At 53.8% G+C, this 21,162-nt stretch carries 14 protein-coding genes; 3 read left to right on the plus strand and 11 right to left on the minus strand.

What is annotated here, in order from left to right; translation table 11 throughout:
• Positions 1-8: 8 nt before the first annotated feature.
• Genes DTL42_RS12895 through DTL42_RS12905 form a run of 3 tightly spaced genes read right to left on the minus strand, consistent with a single transcriptional unit; the run spans position 9 to position 5,184 of the window.
• The gene (locus DTL42_RS12895; RefSeq protein ID WP_114369128.1) at positions 9-2,225 is read right to left on the minus strand and encodes an HlyD family efflux transporter periplasmic adaptor subunit; all 2,217 of its coding nucleotides are present in this window, start codon (positions 2,223-2,225) and stop codon (positions 9-11) included.
• A 19-nt stretch (positions 2,226-2,244) separates the two neighbouring features.
• Entirely contained in the window at positions 2,245-3,129 is an 885-nt protein-coding gene (locus tag DTL42_RS12900; RefSeq protein ID WP_114369129.1) for an efflux RND transporter periplasmic adaptor subunit, read from the minus strand.
• Between the two features lie 39 nt (positions 3,130-3,168).
• Entirely contained in the window at positions 3,169-5,184 is a 2,016-nt protein-coding gene (locus DTL42_RS12905) for an efflux RND transporter periplasmic adaptor subunit (RefSeq protein WP_158545356.1), read from the minus strand.
• A 689-nt stretch (positions 5,185-5,873) separates the two neighbouring features.
• Here DTL42_RS12905 and DTL42_RS12910 point away from each other — a divergent pair.
• On the plus strand, positions 5,874-8,195 hold the full coding sequence (locus DTL42_RS12910) for a TolC family protein (RefSeq protein ID WP_158545357.1): 2,322 nt from the start codon (positions 5,874-5,876) through the stop codon (positions 8,193-8,195).
• 168 nt (positions 8,196-8,363) lie between these two features.
• On the opposite strand, the gene DTL42_RS12915 is transcribed toward DTL42_RS12910, so the two are convergent.
• On the minus strand, positions 8,364-10,202 hold the full coding sequence (locus DTL42_RS12915; RefSeq protein ID WP_114369132.1) for a sulfatase family protein: 1,839 nt from the start codon (positions 10,200-10,202) through the stop codon (positions 8,364-8,366).
• A gap of 416 nt (positions 10,203-10,618) precedes the next feature.
• Between DTL42_RS12915 and DTL42_RS12920 the strand changes: the two genes are divergently transcribed.
• Positions 10,619-12,073 carry a DUF1570 domain-containing protein gene (locus DTL42_RS12920; RefSeq protein ID WP_114369133.1) on the plus strand — a complete coding sequence of 485 codons (1,455 nt, stop codon included), beginning with the start codon at positions 10,619-10,621 and terminating at the stop codon, positions 12,071-12,073.
• 30 nt (positions 12,074-12,103) lie between these two features.
• On the opposite strand, the gene DTL42_RS12925 is transcribed toward DTL42_RS12920, so the two are convergent.
• The 7 genes from DTL42_RS12925 to DTL42_RS12955 form a co-directional block, all read right to left on the minus strand.
• On the minus strand, positions 12,104-13,429 hold the full coding sequence (locus tag DTL42_RS12925) for a hypothetical protein (RefSeq protein WP_114369134.1): 1,326 nt from the start codon (positions 13,427-13,429) through the stop codon (positions 12,104-12,106).
• Positions 13,430-13,468: 39 nt separating this feature from the next.
• A complete protein-coding gene (locus DTL42_RS12930) occupies positions 13,469-14,791 on the minus strand; it encodes a hypothetical protein (protein WP_147274262.1) in 1,323 nt (440 codons plus the stop codon).
• Between the two features lie 128 nt (positions 14,792-14,919).
• Positions 14,920-15,645 (minus strand): N-formylglutamate amidohydrolase, encoded by a 726-nt coding sequence (locus DTL42_RS12935; RefSeq protein ID WP_114369136.1) that lies wholly within the window; start codon positions 15,643-15,645, stop codon positions 14,920-14,922.
• Between the two features lie 6 nt (positions 15,646-15,651).
• Positions 15,652-16,914 carry a carboxylate-amine ligase gene (locus tag DTL42_RS12940; RefSeq protein WP_114369137.1) on the minus strand — a complete coding sequence of 421 codons (1,263 nt, stop codon included), beginning with the start codon at positions 16,912-16,914 and terminating at the stop codon, positions 15,652-15,654.
• Between the two features lie 67 nt (positions 16,915-16,981).
• Complete coding sequence (locus DTL42_RS12945) at positions 16,982-18,445, minus strand: RimK family protein (RefSeq protein ID WP_114369138.1); 1,464 nt, start codon at positions 18,443-18,445, stop codon at positions 16,982-16,984.
• An 80-nt stretch (positions 18,446-18,525) separates the two neighbouring features.
• Positions 18,526-19,260 (minus strand): hypothetical protein, encoded by a 735-nt coding sequence (locus tag DTL42_RS12950; RefSeq protein WP_114369139.1) that lies wholly within the window; start codon positions 19,258-19,260, stop codon positions 18,526-18,528.
• Between the two features lie 192 nt (positions 19,261-19,452).
• Positions 19,453-19,665 carry a hypothetical protein gene (locus DTL42_RS12955; RefSeq protein WP_147274263.1) on the minus strand — a complete coding sequence of 71 codons (213 nt, stop codon included), beginning with the start codon at positions 19,663-19,665 and terminating at the stop codon, positions 19,453-19,455.
• A gap of 185 nt (positions 19,666-19,850) precedes the next feature.
• Between DTL42_RS12955 and DTL42_RS26940 the strand changes: the two genes are divergently transcribed.
• Positions 19,851-21,119: a prepilin peptidase gene (locus DTL42_RS26940; RefSeq protein ID WP_114369141.1), complete on the plus strand. Its 1,269-nt coding sequence runs from the start codon at positions 19,851-19,853 to the stop codon at positions 21,117-21,119.
• Positions 21,120-21,162: the final 43 nt, after the last annotated feature.

The following is a 21,162-nucleotide window of genomic DNA, read 5'->3' on the forward strand; positions in this document are numbered from 1 at the left end:
GCTGCGGCTTACGAGAAGAAGCGAAAGTTCAGCTGCAGGAAGCGGGCCACAATCTGCCAGACAGTTTGCGAACGCCCCACGACCACAGCCCGACCCGTCGTTCCCGGCAAGAGTGTCGTTTTATCGTGCTCAGACAGGTCGACGGTTACCGAGAACGCGCCATCCGCCAGAGCCAACGAACCGTCGTTCTGACGCTGCACGCGGAGCGTCAGGTTGCGTGACAAATTACGAGGAACCTCAGCGGTTTGATCCGTTGAAACCTCTTGCACCGTTCCGCGAATCGCATGCGTGGCCATTCCATCGAACAAAATAGAAACCTGGTCGCCTGGGCGAATCAATTCAATTTGATCCTGGCTGACAAACAAACGAGCCTGCAACGACTTTTTATCACCGATCAAGCACAGCAGATCTCCCCGCTGTAGGAAGCAACCTCGATTCGCGCGATCCAATGGATCGCCAGACCACGTTGGTAAAAACCGTGCTGAATCCCCCTCAGCGAACTTGCGTGGTGCAGAGATCACGACACCTTCTTCCGGAGAACGAATGAGGAGTTGATCGGCCTTTCTTTTCAACACCGTCTCGCGATCTAACAGGTCTTGCAAGGCCGACTCAGCCGTTGGAATCTGAGCTGCCACCTCGGCTCGGTTACTTGCCCGCAACTTCAAGCTGGCCAGATGCTGTCGCTGCAACTTGATCTCACCCGCCGTTTTTAGCAGGTCGGCGGTCAAGTCCTCGTTGACGAGCGTAGCCAAGACATCTCCTGGATAAACTTGCGTATCTGGTGATAGAGTTTCGAGCACCGTTCCGTCGATCTGCACGTAGACGCGATAGTCCGACTTGATCTCGGCAATCACCGGCACGTGAATTCTTGTGGGAATGGGAATCAACGCCAGCCCGGCCCCCATCAAAAGCAGCAGCCCGGTAGCAAAGAGAACGCGACGTTTGAGCATGGCTTGTCCCTTCCGCCTGGGTTGCCGCAGCCAATGAAATGCCATCATCGCCGGCCTGAGCAAAATGCCGACTAAAAATAACGTAACCACAACATGCCACACCGGAATAATATCGTTCGTCCGGCATGCCAGGTACAGAAACCACAAAATCAAAGCGAACACCAGCGTGCGATAGACGATTGCCAGAACGGCATAGATCCGCAGGATAACGAGCTTTGGCTCGCGCACGACAGTTCGTGGGCGTCGCTGAAACCAGTTGCGAATCGGTATCCACAACGCTTCACTTGCGCGGCTACTCAGATTTGGCAGGTTCAATACGTCAGCAAGAATGTAGTAACCGTCGTAACGCAACAAGGGGTTCGCGTTGACCAGCAACGTACTCACGCCACAGACAAAGACAATATTAAGCAACCAATCGCTGACCGCCCCTGGCCGGGCGAAAAACCAAAGCCCAAAGGCCAGCATTGCTAAAATCACTTCCACATACATTCCCGCAGCCGAAACCAGGATCCGCTGCCAGCGTTTAGGAAAGAGCCAGGCATCAGAGACTTCGCAGTACATCGCTGGCGCAAACACCATCAGCAGGACGCCAAGTTGATGGCATTCGCCTCCCAGCGTCTTGCAGCAATAGGCATGTCCCAACTCGTGCAGCACCTTGACGAGCACCATGGTGACCAGCAAGATCACCAAATTCTCGCCGCGAAAAAATTGCGACTGATCGGGCAATCTGGTGGTGATCGTTTCCAAATTCAATAAACCAAGCAGCAGCACGAGCAGTGCCAGAGACAGCACGATAGCAATGGTGGTCCGGTGGAAGAGCCAACGAACCGCCCCCTGCGTTGCCGTCAGGAAACGTTCTGGATCAATGCCGGGCAACCGGATGGCCAGCACATGCAGCGGCAAACTGGCCCACTTCATCCATTGCTGATTTTGCCTTCGCCGGAGCAAGGTATCAGCCTGATTTTCTGCAGAACTGATTAATAGCCCTCGCTGATGCAGGCGATGACAAAACGCCACAATCTCTTGCTGCGAGATTCGCTGTGGGGCAAATTGTGTGTCGTATTGCTTCTTGATCGCACTCAAGCCATGGCGTCCATCGACAAGCCGCATGATGAAGACTTCCGCCGGACCGAAGTGAAAGTAGCGAAGCGTGATTGGATCTTTAACGACCCATATTTCCTCGCCCTCTTCAATACGTCGCGCATAGACCAAATCAGGACGCACACGTACGACACTGCGGAGGATGGTCTCGTCTTGAACGCTGGAAGTCGACACGGTTGTGTTTCTGGCGGTATTAGCTGCCCGAATGAATCGTCATTGCGGCTCGTAATCCTGGACGCAATTTGAGGTCTTGGTTGTCGATATCGACCCAGACGCGAACCTGACCGTTGTGCGGATCGACTTCCGGGTCGACAAACGTAACCTTGCCTTCCACCGAAATCGTTTCGCGGTTAGGAATCTCGACGGTGACCTGCGCCGGCGAACCGATCAGCCCAATCAGCGCTTCTTCAGTACGGACAAATCCTTCTGCTCGCAAGCGATCGATCCGCACTATCTTCACGACCGAATCGCTTGGTTCGACCCATTCGCCAGCGCGGCGGAACACGGCCACTACCATGCCCTGGATCGGCGACTTGATCACATGCTTGCCAAGCTGGGTTTCGACCAATTGCAACTGGGTTTCTCGCAACTGGGCGGTGAGCTTAGCGATCGCTGTCTTCTCTTGCGATTGTTCAATCTCTAAGCGGCTTTTCTCGACAACCAACCGCAAGCGATCCATTTCCGTTTGCGATACGCTTTTCACGGCAATTGCCAGTGCGTCCTCGGAACGCCCCAACTCCGCTTCGGCCACTTCCAAGCTTTTTGCTGCAAAGCGGATGTTCACGTCGTTTTCGGCTTCTCGTTTGGCGATCGCGTGCTCGACCTTGGCTTGCTCGACTTCCAGTCGCTTCTCGTCGTCGTCGATCTTGGCAATCACCTCTCCTTGGTCGACGATAACGCCTGCTTCAGGATGAACCGCCTGTAGCGTACCTGCTTGCTGAGCAGGCACCTCAACCATTTCAATGATCTTCAAGAGCGTCGCCGAGACGACAATTTCTTCTGCGAAAACGGCTGGTGCAATCCCTCCCCCAATCAACAGGCATGCCCAAGCGGTCACCAGCGTTCGTGTAAACAACATGAATCTATCTCGTTTTATTCGTAACCCGCCTGCGATTCGTTACCAGAAGCAGTAACGACGAACGGTTTCCACTAGTTGATAAGTCCAAACGTAAGCCAGCGACCTCCGCCCGCATTCGATGCGACCGACCACACTCAAGCCGTGGCGCATATGCGGTATTTCTGCTTTGTTGAATGTCGCTTCCAGCGGCACGAACGGCTCGTCGGTGTCTTCATCCAAATCGACAATCGCTGCCGTATTGGTTAGTTGGCCGGTATAAGACTTGCCTGGCTCATTCACCAATTGAAAGCGAACAGGTAGCGGTTCTGCGGAGGCCTCTTGCGCAGCGAGAACATGGTAGGTCCGCTTATCAGGCAGCTCTAATCGCAACGTCCATGGCCCGTCAACATCGGCCACTTTCATCAGCAGTTCGCCACGAGCAACTGGCCGCATGGTTAAGATCTCGTCGACTTCCCAGTCGAGCACTTGTCCCGCGATGGGGCTCTTGAGTGTCAACGCGTCTTCTCGTTTCTGCAGCAGGTTGCGCTGCAGCGTCAGGCTCTCGATCATCGTATTTAATCGTTGTTCATCCGCCGAGAGATCGTCATACGATTCGGCACCACGACTATCGGCACGAGGATCACGACGCATACCTTGCGAACGCTTTACCACAATCGCATCGAGTTCTGCTTGAGCCGTTTGGAGTTGTCCCACAATCTCCGCCTTTTGCAGGGTAAACTCATTCGATTGAAGTTGAATCAACGTCTCGCCGGCAGCCACATGCTGGCCATGCTGGACGAGCACCTCATCGACATAACCATCGGAAGGAGCAAACACATTCCGCTGCACAGCAGGAACCAGTTGTCCATGGACCTCGATGAAAAAGTCCGTCGGAATAAGAAACATGGCCGTGACGATCAAGGCCAGCGGAATCACCACTTTCATTGTGCTCGACAAACGATACCAACCCACGTTGGCCAGTACTTTGCCCAAAGGTGCCAACAGAAAGGCAAACGGCAAATGTCGATAGGACTGCGCGTTCGCTAAAGCCGTGGTGGCATGACGCACGATCGGTTCTGCCCTGCGTAACAACTGGTGCCCGTCGAGCTGCTCGATGCTCTCTAGCACCAAAGCCCCCAGCGGTTCTGGCGGCTGGGGCTTGGTGCCCTCGTCGTTTTCGTTCGCTAAGCACTCCCGCAGCGGCACAATGGCAATGATTTTGGAAGGGGTTTCGTCCAGGTAATCGATTAATGCGGCTTCAACCTGAGGAGGCAAATTCTCGGTTTCGCCGGTGTAGAGCAATGTTTGCCTGGCCCGCACTACCGCTTCGGATAATCGCTGCAGCTTGCCCACGATGTTCGAACGATGATTCGGTTTGTCGACGCCTGAGACGGCTTCGACATGGCAGTGTACTCCCTGCCAGGAAAGAACCGTCACACGGTCGACGTCCAAGCAGTTTCGTGCTTCGTTTGCGATGCGATACGTTGTTTTGGGGAAGGAAAGGTCGGCATGAACTCGTTCAGCAAAATCGAGTTGCCGCTTCCAGTCGTGGCGGTGCTGCTGAAAATCGCGGAGTAACGTTTGCTGCTGGAAGTGCTGTGCGACCTCTGCGAACGCTCTGGCAATTCGTTCATCCGATTGGAGGATCGATTTAGGTAAATTCAAAGGCTGATAAAGGACCAGCATCCCCCAGAACTGGCCTGCGGCTCGCAAAGGAACGCCGTTCAGCTCGTAGTCCAGAACCGTTACTCCGCTTCCTGGCCGCCGATCAGGCTCTCCCTGAGCTAACATGCCCATCAATTGTGCAGCATCCTCCGCGATCGCCTCGGCCGCCACTGGGGTGGGATAGATGGCGGCGAGATCGGTTCGCTGCGACAGCATCAAATGTCCACTAGGACCACTCTCCCATACGGCAGCCCCTAGGGCCGATGTGGCGAAGGTCAGGCGATCGAGCAGTTGCGGATAGAATTCTTCCGGCGCGAGCGGCATCTCCGAGAGATCGGCCAGCTCGTCGAGTAACGACTCGATCTGGCGTCTGGCCTCGTCCGCAGTGCGTGGTGCGTCGGAATGTTGCAACGATGAATCCATGTTCCGCTAGGTTAGTGCGTATGCGACGATACCGATCGAGGCATTCTCAAGCGTAAATTATCGAGAAATGCAGCTACGGCGGCAAACAGTTTCCTGTGGGACGTACCACAAAGGCCGCGCAGATAGGTGTCGTTTCACTATAAACACAGTCCCCCTGGCCCCCAATTTTGACGAATCGATCCGAGCAAAAGGTCCCTAAAAAAACGGTAGCCAGACGCTGCCGTTGGAAGAATCGTCATAGATGGATCGGTTCGATGGCAAGCTGACCGCTTCCCTCTACACGGATGCCCTCCCCGCCTAAGAGCGTTTTACGAAAGTCCATTCTAAGTAGTAGCGTTGTCCTAAGACATGCACAGCCGCCCCATCGCGATGCTATCGCCATCAGCCGACTTTTCCGGTTAGCGAAGAGATCTGGCCCAGATCGCTACGGCTAGCGATTTCTCCTTTGATAGCAGTCGTGCCAGATATTCAGAAACTAGTGGTTTTATTGAGTTTACGAATTGCGCCTGCCGAAAAAGATCTCTGGGGGAGCCTTACCCAGAAGCATGGTGCATTGATCAGATCGGGCCAAAGGCAGGTGGCCAGATAGCACCCGTGTTCCCCACAAGTGACCCGCGGCACATTGGAATTCGCCAGAGCTTTCTGCGCGAATGGTACGACCCAGGAAGGAACTAGCGATGCTCCGTCGCTATACGAAATGGATTGTGGTTCTTACCACATGCCTCTCGACGGGCCTGAGCGGCTGTTCGTTGAAATGCTGGAAATACGACGACTGCCCTGATCCTCCAGCCTACAATGAAAGCCTGATTGCCGAATACGCTGGGCGTGGTCTTACCATTGAAGATCCGGTTCCTAATCTCTGCGAAGACGAAGATTATCTCGCAATCCCGGAATCTCCCGATAACATCACCGCAGATAACATCAACCCAGAATCAGGCTACTGGGATATGTCCCTGGAAGAGGCGATTCGCCTCACCCTGCAGAACTCCGAAGTGATGAAAAACCTTGGTGGCGTGCTGCGAACACCATTTGCTTATTCCACCATTTACGATCCCGCAATCGTTTACACCGATGGTCGCTTCGGTGAGGAAGCGGCGCTGAGCGCGTTTGACGCCACCTTTGGTGCGAATGCCTATTTCGAAAAGAATGATCACCGGGTTAACAACTTCACCGTCGGTAACAACGGCTACTTCCAGCAAGACTTGCACAACTACGAAGTCAACCTCTCCAAACGGAATGCCACCGGTGGTTTGATGACTTTGCGAAGCGTTACGCAGTACGACTACAACAACAACCCGCAGCGCATCTTCAGCGCCGGCTGGGATACCTACGTTGATGCGGAATTGCGTCAGCCGTTGCTGCAAGGCGCCGGCGTTCTCTACAACCGCATCGCCGGCCCCAACGGCGAGCCAGGTTTCGCCAACGGCGTGTTGATTGCTCGCACCCGAACCGACATCAGCTTGGCCGACTTTGAAATCTCGCTACGAAACCTGGTTAGCGACGTCGAGAATGCCTACTGGGACTTGTACTTCGCTTACCGCGATTTAGATGTCAAAATCAACGCTAGAAACCATGTGTTGGAAGTTTGGAAGAACGCCTACGCCAACGTCGAAGCCAACAAAAAATCGGCGGATACAGAAGCCCAGGCACGCGAACAATACTTCCGCTTTCAGACGGACGTCGTTAACGCGCTTAACGGTCGGCTTGTTCAACGTACCCAAAACAACAACGGTTCTCTGGGTGGCACCTTCAACAACCCAGGGGGCGTCCGCGTAGCCGAACGACGGTTGCGTTTTATCATCGGGCTGACGCAAACCAACGGTCGGTTGATTCGTCCATCGACAGAGGCCCCTGTTGCCAAGGTGAATTTCGATTGGCCCGATATTGCTTCGGAAGCCCTTGCCCGGCGTCCAGAGCTTCGCCGTCAGAAATGGGTGATTAAGCAGAACGAACTAGAACTGCTGGCCAATCGCAACTTCCTAAAGCCCAATCTCGACGTGATCGCACGTTACCGCCAACGTGGTTTCGGTCCGCAATACTGGGACAACAATGGCATTCCCGGTCAACAAGGGGCAGTACAAAGCTTGACCGGTAACGACTTTGGCGAATACCAATTAGGTGTCGAATTCAACATGCCGATCGGCTTCCGTCGTGCTCATGCCGCCGTACGCAGCAGCGAACTAACCGTTGCCCGCTCGAAAGCGATCCTCGAAGAAGAGGAAAAGCAAGTCATGTATGGGCTCTCGAATGCCTACGCCGAAATCAAACGGGCGTACGAGGTGATGGAACTGCTCTTTAACCGGCGTGAAGCGGCTTTCGCCCAGGAAGCAACCGTACGAGCCGCCTACGATGCCGGCAAAGCTCCGATCGACTTGCTGCTGGAAGCTCAACGGCGGGTAATCGATTCAAGCACGTTGTTTAATCAAGCTCGCATCGACTATGCCCTGGCCATTAAGAACGTTCATTACGAAAAGGGTTCGCTGCTCGAATTCTATCAAATCACCATGGCGGAAGGGCCTTGGCCACAGAAAGCTTACAACGATGCGTTAACGCGAGACCTGCTCAAGCGACGAGCTCACAGCGATTACATCATCAACGAAGCCGTGATTGGGCAGCCTGAGAAAGTGACGGAAACGCTCGTTGCCAAACCCCATGCCGAGCCAATCGTCCCACCTTCCAAGACCATGCCAGAACTGCCCTCACCGGCGGAAGTCGATGCGGCTCCGATGATGCCTACCGGTAGCTTGCCCCTGCTGGACAACCCGCTACGTACCGTTTCTTCCCGGCCAGGGCCGGCAGATCAACCGTCAGACCCGATTGTTCCTACAGCTAACCCAGCCGCCGCTAAACCTGCTGCGCCCCTTCCTTCCATCGGACAGCTTGTTCCTCCTGGCAATGCAATTCCCCAGGGCTCACGGATTCAAACCAAGCAAGCCCAGCCAGGAGACAGCGTCTCGTTTGGAAACGAAAAATCTCGCGAGGCAATCTGGCTTCACTAAATACGAACACGTCACCAATCGAGCAAGAGCAGCCCAAGGAAGCCCGAAATTCGCATTCAAACGGCCTGACCCGAATTAGATAAAGCGTGCAGGCATCAATCGGATTAACCCTGCTTCGCAGCAATCAGCTCGGACACACAACCTTGAGCTGCCAGTGGTCGCGAAGGGTTATTTGCCTGTCAGATACTCTATCCGGCGATTCAATTCGCCCCGGTCCCCAGAGACGTGCTGGACGTCCTGCGGCTTGATATCGAAGGTATAGCCTGGCTTGCTATCTTGCAGCAAGACAACCGTGTTTAAAATTAGATTGGCTTCGATCGCCGTTTGGGCGTCGGCCAGAGCTTTTTTAATCACTGGCACCGGATTCACTCCTACCGCCATCGCCAAGAATTCGGCAGCTCTCACCCGGTTCAGGTTCTCCGGATCGGCTGAGGCGATCGCTTCAATCTTTTTTGCCAATGGCAACGCAGCTTTGCCATGCGAGGTGCATGCAATCAGCCCCCAATAACGCTGCCAGGGATCGTCCGAGGCCAAGGCCTCTTTCAATTGCGATTCCACCTCGACGTAAGGATAACGTTCCAAATTGGCAACCTCTACAAGCTTGGCAATTTCTCGCTTGTGACTTTGCCCAAAAGCAACCGGGTTGTCAGCGGCTTTCTCAGCCAGATAACTCTCAGGAAAGAACCCCAAATCGGGCATGCTAGTCAAGTACTGGTCTAAACGGCCTCGCATTTCGACAAGCACGTCGGAATGCGCCACGTCGCCGGCCAGGTTGATCGTTTCATAGGGATCGGCTTCGACATCAAAAAGCATCTCCGCCGGTCGTGGCTCGAAGAACACACGCTGTATCTCGTTCAATTTTGATTCGTCGTACAACTGTCGCCACTCGCGATAGGCCGCCATTTTGTAGCGATAGTTGTTCATCAAACCATCGAAATTAAACGGTTGTAGGTTTCGTACATAGCGATACTTTCCCTTCCGCAGCGTACGGACCATATCGTACTTCTCGTCAAAGCGGTCGGCGTATCCGAACGACTCATCCGTTTCCATCAAATGTTGCGGGCCCATTCCCATGCACGCATGCCCATCAATTTTTCTCGCTCCCTTTACGCCAGCCAAATTTAAAACGGTAGGGCCGAAATCGACAAAGCTCACAAACGCCTTCGAGCGGCTCCCTGGCTTCTCGGACACCTGCTCACGAAACTTCTCGGGAATACGAATCACCAGCGGCACATGTAATCCGGTATCGTAGGCGTACCCTTTACTACGTGGCAAGACACCACCATGATCGCCAAAGTAAAAGATGAACGTCGTCTCCAGCAGGCCATCTTTCTTCAGTTCGTCGACCAATTGCCCTACTTGCTTGTCGAGTTCCTGAATTCGATCGTGATAGCGAGCATAGGTGTAGCGGAATGTTTCTGTTTGAGGGTGATGCGGCGGCACAAAGACCGTTTGCGGATCGGTTTTAGTCGGCTTGTTTTGAACATCACTTTCCGGGAAGTGCAGCGAGCTTTCGTGCGTGGTGGTAATCGTTTGCACATGAAAGAACGGTTGCCCTTCCTGCCGATTCCGCCAACTTGCCTTGCGCGAAGAATTATCCCAAACGTCCTTCGACTCGATTGCGTTGTAATCTTCTTTCGAGTTGTTACTGGTATAGTAACCAGCATTGTGCAAATAAGCCGGGAACATCTTCACTCCTGGCGGCATCGGCACAATGAAGCTCTTGCGATGAAACAGCGTTCCGATGCGTGGGGCATAGCACGAAGTGATTAATGTTGTTCGCGCAACACTACAAACCGGGGCATTAGAAAACGCGTTCTCGAAGGTCACTCCTTCTGCAGCCAACGCTTCGATACTGGGAGTTGGTGCCCCGGTAGGGTCGAAGTGCTTCATAAAGTGGACCGAGTTGTCTTCGGACATGATCCAAACAAAATTCGGCCGATCAGCCGCGAAGAGCGAGCAACTCATCCCGAAAAAGATCACCACACTGAGGAGGCCACGTCGCATGTCAGAAGCTTTCGCGAAGGTAGGAAGAAGCAAACCGTGTTCTACTATGCCATTGCTTTTCTGGTGATTCAAGCAAGTCTCGGCAGGGGAAGCCAGCGTCGCTGGGCTGTTAATTTTTCTTAGCACCTAATCCGCTCGCTTCGTAGGCAGACTAGCGAACCATTTCGATTTCTCGGTAAATTTATATCCAGAGAAGTCTACCTGTAGCAAATTCACTGGCCCACCTATCTTGCACATTCTCACCCCGAAGCCCTGCTAATTTCCCCGTTTTATCCCCAGAATCGGCATTATTCGGAATGCCCTAGTCAACGTTTGCGTCAATAACCATAGGAATTGCTTGGTATTTAAGCTAAACCCAGGCATAATCCGGGTGGTTTACATCCACCCGTCGCTACTCGTTGCTCCGACAGGTTGTCATGATTGCACGTACTCTCCTGGGTTTGATTCTTGCCTTGGCTTGCGTCTCGCAAAGCTACGCTGATCTTGTCCTTTATCAAGTCCCTGGCACAACGCTGGTCTTTATTCTGCAAGGCAGAGCGAAGGTTAACCCAGGCGCGACGGTAACGTTTCGGCATCCCACGTTCGGCAATCTCTATATGAGTGCCTCGGACGTGAAGATTTATAAGGTCCCTTCCGTCGAGTCGTTGGCTGTCAACAAACTTAGCAAGGCCAAGTCCGATGGCGACCTGAACGGCTGCCTCGATGCGGCACGCAACGCGTTGAAGATTGGTAAGCTCGATCTCTTCTACCAGGCCTGTAAAGCGGCTTGGGAAATTGATCCGAACGACGACCGAATCAAAAAGCTGGTCGAACTCAAACGGGCAATCGAAAAGCCGGTTCCCATCGATCCGGCTCAAGAAAAAATCATGCGTGACTTCACCAAGAACCGCGCCGATATGAAGTTCATGCGGAGCAAACACTTCCTTTTGCTGCACGATACCTCCGATAAGAAAGATAGCCGCACAAGGAAGACGCGTGCCGAGGAACGGTTAGAACTTCTCGAAACGGTGTATGCGAGCTTCCTAATGAAGTTTTGCCTGGAAGGGGTCGAACTTGAGGTGCCAGACAAACTGCTGATGGTCGTTTTGTTCGCCGAGCATAGCGAGTACCTGCAATTCGTTAATCTACTGGGGCCCGACTTGGCCTCCGCCGCTGGTTTCTACCACCGCATTCACAACGTGGCCGTTTTCTACGATCAAGGAACCGACCAGTCGTTCGAGCTTCTCAATGCGTTAAACCGAGAAATTCAACACGAGCGGGACGAGATCGTACGTCGTAAGATTTCTGGCTTGGCCGATATCATACGCTTCGCTGATACCTTAAACCTGTTGATTGAGGTGAAGCGAGAGAATCTCGATATCGAGGTGGTTAGCCACGAAGCTACGCATCAACTGGCAGCCAACACCGGTTTAATGCCAGCCGATTCTCCCATTCCCGTTTGGGTCGCGGAGGGACTCGCCACTTATTTTGAGTCGCCCAAGCAAGCCGCTTGGAGTGGCATCGGTGCGGTCAATGCCGAACGCTTGAACTGGTACCGAGAACTCGCCCCGATTCGAAAATACTCCAACATCGACTTCATCGTTTCCGATCAAATCTTTACCCGCTCGGCCAACAACTTCACCACGCTACACGCTTATGGCCAATCGTGGGCCCTGACTCATTTTCTGATGGAGAAACACTTCGACAAGCTAGTTCTGTACTACCGAGAACTCGGCAAGCTTCCCAAAGCCAGCCATGCCAAACCAGAGGAGCTTCAGAAGGTATTCGACAAAGTCTTCGGTAGCGACAAACAAGCCCTCGACGGCCAGTGGCGAGCCTACATGCGTTCGCTAAAAACAGACCTGGAAAGAACCCTAGAAGAAGCCTTGTAATACAGTCGCTATTATTCCCTACGCCCAGCATCAAGGGGCATTAACGGTCACTTCGATAGCATCGATTTCGGCCAGAGTGTGGGCGACCCTTATCAACGAGATAAAGCCGTGCGATCCCGTTAATTTATAAGTGCCGACATCCTTGTCAGCGACGGATTTCCAGTTCTGTGTCTGTGCATCTTTAACTCGCAAAGCAAGTGGCAGTTCACTCAATCCCCACATTCTCAACTGCAGTCCAAGCCTCCTGAGTGGGTCATATGTCGGAATCGAAAAGCTAGTGAATTGCTGCGAGCTGTAAGCGTTCATCCGATCAATGTTCGCTTCGCTCTCGACACGGTAGTGAACCAGTAGCGGCGCCAATTCGTGTAAAACCCCAGCCGTCTCTCCTTGATCGGTCTTGATGATTGCTAGGAATGGTGGCGGATCGAACGTGCGTCCGACCGGTGGAGGCACTTTCACGCCATCGAAGAAAAACCTCAGATCCTTGCCAGCCTGTCGTATCTCCAAGTGGTCGATGAGTTCCAACGAGCAGCGAGACGTCGCTGGGCCGATCAAATGTCCGTTCCATTCTGGTTTCAGCAGTTGTTCGCCTCCTTGATCCCTTTCTCCTAAGTCGGTAACGGCTGTACATATCAAAGGTTTACCTCGCCAATCCCCTTGCCAATCGAAGAGAACCGCCGAGCCGGAACCTCCGCCGGAAGAGGTCGGGAAAAAGCCTTGTTCTTTGCTCCAGCCTGAGTACCCTTCTTTCACCTCGGCCACATGGAGCGTACCTCCCGGGATTTCAACCTCGTCACCTGGCGTGACGCCGATTGTGTAGATCGTATCGTCGGCATAGCTATACAGCCGTAGCCAGACATCGAGCTTCTCCGGAACTTCTTTCCCCATTCCGTAGACCTGCAGCACGTTCGAATCGGTAACGCGCCAGCCGTAGGCGCGGTCTATCTCACTGAGCAAAGTGCGTGACTCATGATCGAAAACGCGGGATTCGATAATCTCGACCTGCTTCGGCCCTGGCGTAAGCTCAATTTGAACCACATCCAGCCACGCAGCACACTTGGTCAATTGGTCAGCGTCTGGTATCTGCGAACTAAGCCCACCGGTTGAAATCAGGTGGACCGTTCCGTCGTACCGATTGCGGGCGATGCTGCGAATGGTGATCGTGTTGGGACCGGCCTGGTATTGATAGGCAGTCGTATACGGAGCCCTCTGATACTCCGAAAACTGGTGAGCCGGATGCGGAATAAAGAAGGCCCGCCACACGCCCAGCACCACCGCGCAGAGAGCAATCACTCCCATGAGTAGTCGCAGAGAGAACTTTCGACTGCGAGGTTGCGTGGAAGCATTGCCAGTCATGGTAAAGTTCCTGGAAGAACGATTGTGAACGCTCCCTTTCTAGGGCATTCGGGCCGTCACTTCAATCGCTTTTACATCCTCTAGCGGCATCCGAAACACTTGGGCAGTCGCTTTGCGATTTGATCCGTGGGACATGTAATTGCCGGAGGTCTGTGCGTTCTTCCCTAGCCACTGGCCACTACTGGCATCCTGCAGACGAATGTCCAGCGGCAACTCGGCGATCCCGTGTACCGTAAACAACAAGGTAAACTCTGTATCGACGTTCTTATGGGGCCCGGACTGCTTGATCCAAGCAAGCGTATTGTAAACCCCGCTGCCGTGAACATTGGTTCCTTTTTCTACCCGGTAACGAACACGTAGCGGCTCGAACTGCGTCAGGAAGCCTTGCTGCTGGGTACCATCGACCGGGATGATTGCGGTGGGTGGAGGATCAAACTTCCGTCCCGTAGCAGGCGGAACTTCGAGCCCATCGAAAAAAAATCGATGCCGTCCACCGAACGGTCGTAGCTCGAAGTGGTCGATCTCGCCGAGCGGAAACGGCGAGCGAATGGGTCCAACCGAGTTACTATCCCAGTTCAACCTCATAAACCGATCTCGATACTCTCTTTCGCCAACGTTGGAAACGGTAACAAACTGATACCTAGTTTCCTCTAGCCAATTTCCTTTCCAGTTCAAAATCACGGCAGAATCAGGACCGCTATCTGGCTGAGAGGGATAAAACCCTTTGCCACTACTCCACCCGGCGAACCGATCTTGGACCTCCTCCACGGTAATTGTGCCGCCAGGGATCTTCACGTTGGCCCCTACCACAGGAGCCAACGAATAGACCGTATCATCGGCATGACTATTGAGCCGCAGCCAGACATCAAGCTTAGGGGGGATCTCCTTGCCGAGGCCATAAATTTGAATGAGGTTTGGTTCAACGACTCGCCAACCATAAGCGGGATCAAGTTCCGACAGTAACGAGCGGGTTTGATGGTCGAAGATTCGCACTTGAATAAGCTCGGCCAAGTCGGGGCCTGGCGTGATCTCTAGCTGCACAACGTCGAGCCACTTGGCACAATCTTTCAACTGCGGTACGCCAGGCACTTGTTGGCTCAGACCATCACCGGTAAGTATGTGGATCTTGCCGTCGTACCGATTACGAGCAACGCTACGAATCGCGATTGTGTTCGGGCCAACTTTCATTTGCCGGCCCGAGGTGTAGGGTGCCTTTTGGTAAGAAAGAAACTGATGCGCCGGATGCCGGTACGAAAAGACCCGCCATATTCCAAGCCCAGCGGCGATCAACGCGGTACCGATTAGTAGAAAGCGAAGCGAAAAACGACGTCCACGAATTGAAAGTCGAGAAGTGCCTATCACCTTTTCTCCCGAATGATCTGCGGCACGATCGCTATCTCCCAAAGATGAAAAGAGTTCCTGGTTTCTACGTTTACTAGAATACCATTTCTTGCAGGAATCTCAAAAAACGTGCTGGCAGGACGTATCGGTCAGTTACCTGCATGATCGTTCTCCAATGTCTTCTGATAACTACGGCATAGACCAGCGATCATTTGGCCAACCTCTTCACTGGGTTTGGCGAAAAGCTGCTGGTTCACCTCTAACTCGATCCCTGCATATTGCTCAGCGGAGAACACTTTGCGCATCGCCGAGGTATGGCCGTCTGATATTCCGCGATAGGGATAATTCATGCGAACACGAAAGCCAGGAAACTCTTTTCTGAGTTCGCTGCCCCAGCGCTGACATATTTCCTGCTCATGCTTTCTCGCGGGATCGTACAACAATCCAATCTCTGCTTGACGTACCTGATTGCCAAGCTGCGGGGTGAAAGAGTGCAACGAAAGGTGCCGGACAAACGTCCCCTTTGCCACCTTGTCGTTAATCCACTGCAGCACCTCGCGTCGAAACGGCCGATAGTGGAGCTGTAAGATCTCTTCCCGCTGCTCTAAAGGCAGTTCACGAACGATTGAGGAAAAAATCACCCGGTTCGATTCCGAGCGATTCAGATCGACCAGCAATCGGGTTACCTCACGAAAAACGAGTGTGGCATGCAGCTTACTAGCAAAATGGTTTCCCATCCTCAACGTTCCCGGGTCCCAACCGCGATGGGAGTCCAGCAGAGCTTCATGCCCAGCAAACAATGTCGCATATTGCTGGGGAACTTGGTTCCCGGCATGCTCACACGTGAGAAGTATTGCCGATCGCTGTGGCTGCATGGTGATCTATGACTTCACTTCGCTAGGCTTAAACGAACGCCCGGCTTGCAAACAGTCGCAAAGCTCTCGATAAACGGGCAGTAGTTTTCCACTGAGGTTGCCACTTAAAGCCGTGACGATGCGTCGAGCCAAGGGGCCTTCGTCAAGAATCACTTCTAACGCTGCAGCCGTTGGCTTTTCTTGCAAGGGAAATTGTTCGGCCAGATGACGCCACAGCTTACCGGCTGTACAGGTCCCCTTGGTCCAGCCAAACAGTTCCAGGTAACCAGGGTCTACGATTACGGTTTCGTCTGCATCATCGACCACATTGAGCAAGATGTCGCGAAGCCGTAGCGTGTCCGCCTTTTTGAGCTGTCGAAACGACGCCCAACGCTCTTCCGTTAGTGCCTCTAAGACAGAAACCACAAGCTGGCAAATCGCCAAGTCAGCGGCTGGCTGCTCCTGCACATCCATGACACGAATTTCGATGGTATTACGTTGAAAGCGAGCAATCGCACCGCGACTGTTGGCCCATTCATGCCGCAACACGCCTGCCTGGTCGAACGGCGACATGGCGTCGTAAATCGGCTGCAGGATTTTTTGTTCGTAATCGGCCTGGGTGAAAACCGCTTCCGGGATCACATTGCCGGCGACCTGAGGAATACGATCGGCATTGTGTCGATAAGTCTCTAGGCGGTGATCGAGCTCTGGCGTCATCTGTCGTTCGCTGACCGGGCTACTAGCGGTTAGCGCTGGCAAAATCGGCAGCAATACACGAATCGCGGCGTGCAATCGCCCGAACTCGTCATCGTTGGCGAAGGGAAGATTCAGATGACAACTTTGCAGATTCGCCCAACCATGGCCACGACAGTCGAAAATCGCATTGAACGCTTCGTACACTTCGTTGTAACCGTGTGGCCACAACTTCATCTCCTGGTCAGGCGACATCCAAGGGTGCATCGCGCTGGGCATTAGCCGGGCACCAATCTTTCCCAACTGCTGGTTGATGTCGGCAACGTTCGCTTGAAAGCGATTGGCCAAGCCGGTTAGCTGAGCTACGGGGCCATTGGTCTTCAACTCAACCACATGCAAGGCCAGTTCATTCGACCAAGCGATGTCGTCCCGTTCGATTTCCTCGCTCGGGTTTCCCTCTTCATCACGAAGAAGCTGATCGGCGATCGGAGCGACGTCGAGCGAGTTCTCGTGAACGATCATGTATTCCAGTTCGACGCCAAATGCTTCGAACAAAGGAATCTTCTTGCTTTCGGGATGGACAGGGTCGGCTAACATACCGTTCGCAGCCTCAGGAATTTCTTTTCTTTGGGATTACGTAGAGGGTCAAGTCGAGGCAAGCAGGTTATTCGACGCCGGCCTTCTTTTGCTCGATTCGTTTCACGAAAATCGAAACCATGCGGCGATACAGTTCCTCTTTCAAAACCGCATCCTCGCAACCGGCGTTGATATTAGGATTGTCGTTGACTTCGATGACATAGAACTTTCCATCCGATTCCTTCACGTCCACGCCGTACAAGCCGTCGCCAATAAGGTTGGCCGCCTTAAGGGCAACCTGAACCGCTTTTCTTGGCGCCAATTCGACCGGCAGTGTTTCCAGTTTGCCATAGCGACCTCGATTCGGTTGATCGTGGCGAATGATCTGCCAGTGCCCGCGAGCCATGTAATACTTGCACGCGTAGATCGGTGTCCGGTCGAAAACACCGATCCGCCAGTCGAAATCGGTTGGCAGAAACTCTTGGGCGATGATCAATTCCGAATCGGCGAAGAACTCTTTCAACTTTAGATCAAGCTCTTCCCGATCTTTCACCTTCACCACTCCGCGCGAGAAGGCACTGTCTGGGCGCTTCAGCACGCAGGGAAAACCGAGAGTCTCGGCCATTTGATCCGCGTTTTCACGATGCACGACCACCGTACGAGGCACCGGTATCTTATGGCGAGCAAGCAGTTCGGCCAGGTAGACCTTGTTGGTACACAGCAAAATGGACGTCGGATCGTCGATTACCACCAGCCCTTCGGCAGCAGCCCGCCGGGCGAAGCGATAGGTATAGTGATTGACGGCCGTTGTATCGCGAATAAACAACGCATCGAACTCGGCTAAGCGACCGTAATCGTCACGCGAGATGTATTCGGTCGACACCCCTTGCTGGGCAGCGGCCTTGGCAAACTTCTGCAAAGCGACCTCGTCGGAAGGTGGCTCTGGGTCGTCTGGATTGCGCAGGATGGCCATGTCGAAGCGGGTTTTCTTAACCTTGGCCACGCTCCGTCGCTTCGAGAAGTGCTCTAAAGCGGTTTCGACGATAAAGGGCCAGTGAGCCTCAGGGACATCCGCTGCAGAAATACCACCGACACCGGTTAACTGCCAGCGATCTTTTTCCAGCATAAACTTGGCCCGCAACAAGGGAGCCTGAAACAGGTTGAACAACCGCCAGGCGAGCGTATCGTACCGCTTGGCCATGTTCTTACCGAAGTAGATACTGAGCGTGAACTTGTTCGACTTGATCGGGGCCAGCGACTTCTGAATTAGGTCGTCGAGGTCTTCCGTAATGAGGCGAATAATACTGCGGGTTTTCCAATCTTGCATTGCCCCGACACTTGGTACCGGTCGATGCCCGCGGGCTTCTGCCAATAACGAGACATAATACCCCACGCTTTGATAACGGTACGTCTGGCAAAGGTTAAACACCTTGGCCCCCCGCATCTCGCTGTACTGCGGCTGGGTAATATACGCTTTCGGATCGACTACCGTTACGGCCGGGTCATCGCTGGGCCAGCGGTCGGTTTGGTCGGTCACAATCAAAATGGCCATGATGCAAATCCACACGCGGTTCGAGCGTGGTCTTGGGGGTGTTTGAAAGGGGGGTCAATTCAGATAGGAAGGCCGGGCCATCATGCCCCCTTCCTTGCCCCTGTCGGCGAACCGTCCTTTTTCGGCTCGATCACCAGCAGGTTCGAATCGTAGGTCAGGATGCCCAACAGAATCGAACACACAAGGCGATCGAAGCTGACCGGGTAGTGGTGCATTTCGCCCAGTGGGTTGGGCAGATAGGGATCGGCCACGTAGACCCGATCCTGGTTTTCATTCATGCCATACAAGACAACAAAGTGCCCCTGAGGCAGCCCCCGCACATCGTCTGGGGTGTTCTTTATGCCATGTTCGCGCGGGCCGCTGTACAAATACGTAGAGCTAAGCCCTGTGAGTATCGGGATCGATTGATGTAAGTAACGGCTGATCAGCATCGCGTTCAAATCGCGCATTTTGATCTTGCCGCCCAGACTCAAAAACTCGACGTAGGCCTTGCTGGCCAGATGCAAGCGAGGCGAGTCCTTGACCGCCATCTGAGCCTCTAACCGCTCGATCAGGTCGTAGCTGCGGCTGAACCAGATCGGATCGAAGACCTCGAGGTTGTACGTGAAGATCGTGGCGGAAAAGCCCCGTTTCAGAGCATCGATCCCCAGCATGACACCCAGGGTGCCTCCCTGTTCCAGGCTGGGAACTTCCGAGATGAGATGGTGCAGGTCGAGATTCAACCCAAAATATTGATAAACGGCATGCAGGCTGGTCGGCCCACAGGTCGTATCGTCCGGCTGCGGCAAGATCTCGAAATCGAACGGATGGCCCATCGAAGGATAGCAATCCAAGTAGCCGCACCGGGGCAGACCCTGGGGGAAAATTCAGGTCTGGTATGCCTCGGGCATGTGCTTTCGGAATTGTAGAAAGCTACGTCATTTTATAGCAAGGTAGGTTAGTCCATTTTTGCAGGCTGCGGGGAACCGATTTAGAAGAAAGTCACCCTGAACACCTGGTTAACGACATCACATCGTAAAGCGAAGCAAAATAATCACCGTCAGCGCCAAGCCAATCGCCCCCAACAAGACGCGCAGCGCCAAGATTGTCCCCCCGCCGGATGAAGATCGCAGCCACAGCAGCGTGCGGCTTGTTAAAACCTGATGAGGCGCCCCGGCTAGTCCCCCCATCACGGTCACCACAAACGCCACCATACCAACCACAATGGACCAGATTATCACTTCCGTATGTTGCTTCGGGGTCAAGGGCTCGGCAACCTCAGTGCCATCCAGATAACTCAGCCCGCCGATCACCAGCCCCAAAATCGCGGCGATTGCCAGCCGGGGGCGCGTTGTTCGCTTGTCTCATCCAACCTAAAATGGCAGGTTTGGCTTTCTGTTCCCTATGCCCAAGTAAGAAATCGTTGATGCCTCGGAAAAGCTCGCGACTCATCTGGCTTCGCTACGCGATCGTTGCAGCATTTTGCCTTGGCTTTGGGACTTTGCTGGCTTGGCCTGCTTTCGAGGCAATTTGGACGGCCAGCGCGGACGACGATTTTGCCAGCCGCCAAAACCGACTCGATCAAATCCAGTGGATTCAAACGGTCCTGATCGCAGGCTTTCTGTACACTTGGTTTTTCTTCTTTGGAGCGACGGTCGGCAGTTTTCTGAATGTGGTAATCTGGCGAATGCCCCGGGGCGAAACCGTGGTTACTCGACCATCTCGTTGCCCTTGGTGCAGCACCAATTTGAAATGGAACGACAACATTCCGGTCCTTGGCTGGCTGATGCTGGGTGGCCGTTGTCGGACTTGCCGTTTGCCGATTTCGCCTCGGTACCCCATTGTCGAAGCGATCATGGGAGGCATTTTCCTGCTGCTCTTGCAGTTCGAGCTGTTAACCGGTGGCGGCAATCTTCCAGGGGTCGTGGCCGTTCATTTGAACTACTCCCGAGCCATGCTGGAACTTCAATTCGGGCTGATCGGGCTCTATCTTTTCCACTGCTTTTTGTTTTGCCTGCTGCTGTGCTGGAGCTTGATTGCCTGGGATCGGCAGCGCATGCCCCTCACCTTGGCCCTGCTGGGGTTTGGAGTCGGGTTTGTCGGTCCACTGATTTGGCCAGCCCTCTTGCCGGTTCGCTCCGGATTTGAATCGATCGGCAACTTTGACGACCCTGAGCGATTCTCTGTCTTCCTCACCCTGCTGATCGGGATGGCAGAAGGAGCCCTGCTCGGCCTGGCAATGCGTTGTTTTGTACCGTCCACAGATGCAGATGGTTCCTCGGGGCGCTGGGGCGTCCCCACCATGATGTTCGCTGTCGGCTTGTTTTTTGGCTGGCAAGCAGCCGCCACCATTGCAGCAGGAGCTTTGCTGCTGGCGATTATCATTTCCCCCTTACTCAAAGCGCGTGGCCGCCACGACATGGCTGGGGGCTTAGAACTGTCGATTTTGACGGCCAGCTTAATCCATCTTTTGTCTTGGCAGTTCTGGAATCCGTTTTTTCCCCCCCACCCCCTGGCAACTTGGGGCATCCTGCTGGGGATAATCCTTTTCCTAGGCTTGGTATTACGCAAAATAACCTGGCGCCCCTCGGTCGACCTGCAGCGGTTCCGGAGAACCTCAGAAGTCCCTGGGAACGAGTCGCCCAATCTGCAACTCCTTGCCTCACCCGGGACAATCCCAGAGAATAACCGATAGACCGATCTATTCAGCCCCTTTGTGGGGGATCATTAACCTGGAA

The organism is Bremerella cremea (assembly GCF_003335505.1).
Lineage (GTDB): Bacteria > Planctomycetota > Planctomycetia > Pirellulales > Pirellulaceae > Bremerella > Bremerella cremea_A.

Coding starts and splice junctions, on each gene's coding strand:
- DTL42_RS12920 (WP_114369133.1), top strand. CDS start 10,619: ATGATTGCACGTACTCTCCTGGGTTTGATTCTTGCCTTGGCTTGCGTC.
- DTL42_RS12915 (WP_114369132.1), bottom strand. CDS start 10,202: ATGCGACGTGGCCTCCTCAGTGTGGTGATCTTTTTCGGGATGAGTTGC.
- DTL42_RS12945 (WP_114369138.1), bottom strand. CDS start 18,445: ATGGCCATTTTGATTGTGACCGACCAAACCGACCGCTGGCCCAGCGAT.
- DTL42_RS12935 (WP_114369136.1), bottom strand. CDS start 15,645: ATGCAGCCACAGCGATCGGCAATACTTCTCACGTGTGAGCATGCCGGG.
- DTL42_RS12910 (WP_158545357.1), top strand. CDS start 5,874: ATGCTCCGTCGCTATACGAAATGGATTGTGGTTCTTACCACATGCCTC.
- DTL42_RS26940 (WP_114369141.1), top strand. CDS start 19,851: ATGCCTCGGAAAAGCTCGCGACTCATCTGGCTTCGCTACGCGATCGTT.
- DTL42_RS12925 (WP_114369134.1), bottom strand. CDS start 13,429: ATGACTGGCAATGCTTCCACGCAACCTCGCAGTCGAAAGTTCTCTCTG.
- DTL42_RS12900 (WP_114369129.1), bottom strand. CDS start 3,129: ATGTTGTTTACACGAACGCTGGTGACCGCTTGGGCATGCCTGTTGATT.
- DTL42_RS12950 (WP_114369139.1), bottom strand. CDS start 19,260: ATGGGCCATCCGTTCGATTTCGAGATCTTGCCGCAGCCGGACGATACG.
- DTL42_RS12940 (WP_114369137.1), bottom strand. CDS start 16,914: ATGTTAGCCGACCCTGTCCATCCCGAAAGCAAGAAGATTCCTTTGTTC.